The following is a 1269-nucleotide window of genomic DNA, read 5'->3' as shown; positions in this document are numbered from 1 at the left end:
GTGCTGCGGGCGTACGCCGATGGCCACTTTACTCGATGGAAAACGGATCTGGGCAGAAAAGAATCTGAACCAGATGTAATCTGACAGACACCTGTATAAATAATCGGTAACTGTCAGATCAGGTCTGAGCTAGTACACTTATCATTGAATTGATGTAACGGGCCTGAGTGTGGCGTCTCTGCCGCTCAGGCCTTTTTATTCCCCCTGATCCCCCCATTCTTCCGACTGAATTTCTTTGCTACACTTCGCTTAAAACAGGGGTTACGAGGCACTATGTTGGAGTTTGAAGGGCGTTTTATAGAAACGGATGCACAGGGATACTTGCTTAACAGCGCTGATTGGAGTGAGTCTCTCGCACGGCTACTGGCAAAGCAGGAAGATATCGCGTTAACGGATGCGCATTGGGAAGTGGTGCGCTTTGTTCACCACTTCTATCTGGAGTTCAACACCTCACCGGCGATTCGCATGCTGGTAAAAGCGATGGCACAAAAGTACGGAGAAGAAAAAGGTAATAGCCGCTACCTGTATCGGCTCTTCCCGAAAGGCCCCGCCAAACAGGCAACCAAAATTGCAGGACTACCTAAGCCGGTAAAATGTATCTGATATTCGGCTAATAGCGGATTGAAAAACCCGTGTAATCCATCATCGCGCAGGGCTCGACAAGAACGTGCTCAACACGAGCACTGCTCGGTCCCCCCCCCCTTTTAGCCAAATGATAAGTTGTTCAACCTGCTGCGGCTCACCACTGGCTACTACTTCCACAGTGCCATCCTCACAATTACTGGCATACCCTTTCACGCCCAACTGTCGGGCCTGCTGTTGTGTGTGATAACGAAAACAAACCCCCTGCACCACACCGTATACGTAGGCTGTCACACGGTGTTCTGACATCTAAACGGGCTTTGTTGAATAAATAGAACTTTTGGGTAATCATCGGAGCAGATCACCACAGTTGTTTCAAAATCAGGTTTCCATGGCAAAACAAAATTTTAAAATCACCAACTGGACCTCTTATAACAAGGCCCTCAAGCAGCGCGGTTCTCTAACCGTATGGCTAGATGAATCAGCCATTGCTGCATGGACGGAAAAAAACACTACTGAACGGCGTGGACGACCGCTCTACTACTCGGATATGGCCATCACCACAGTCCTGATGATGAAACGCGTGTTTGGCCTTTCATTGAGGGCTTTACAGGGCTTTGTTGACTCGATTTTTAAACTGATTAAATTGTCGCTGCATTGTCCAGACTATTCGCTGCTCAGCAAGCG

2 protein-coding genes and 1 pseudogene are annotated in these 1269 nt (G+C 48.5%); 2 read left to right on the top strand and 1 reads right to left on the bottom strand.

Translation table 11 applies throughout. The features are described from left to right. Positions 1-273: 273 nt before the first annotated feature. Positions 274-603, top strand: a complete 330-nt coding sequence (gene tusE / locus QZ506_RS05485; RefSeq protein ID WP_291969618.1) for a sulfurtransferase TusE — start codon at positions 274-276, stop codon at positions 601-603. Positions 604-610: 7 nt separating this feature from the next. On the opposite strand, the pseudogene yccX reads toward tusE, so the two are convergent. Further along, positions 611-891 (bottom strand): annotated as a pseudogene (yccX, locus tag QZ506_RS05480) (acylphosphatase). A gap of 82 nt (positions 892-973) precedes the next feature. Here yccX and QZ506_RS05475 point away from each other — a divergent pair. Then, positions 974-1269: transposase (locus tag QZ506_RS05475; RefSeq protein ID WP_291969616.1), on the top strand; the 296-nt coding region annotated here is incomplete at its 3' end.

Origin of the sequence: Candidatus Symbiopectobacterium sp., assembly GCF_020054415.1 — a bacterium.
Lineage (GTDB): Bacteria > Pseudomonadota > Gammaproteobacteria > Enterobacterales > Enterobacteriaceae > Symbiopectobacterium.
This window is presented reverse-complemented; position numbering and strand designations above follow the sequence as displayed.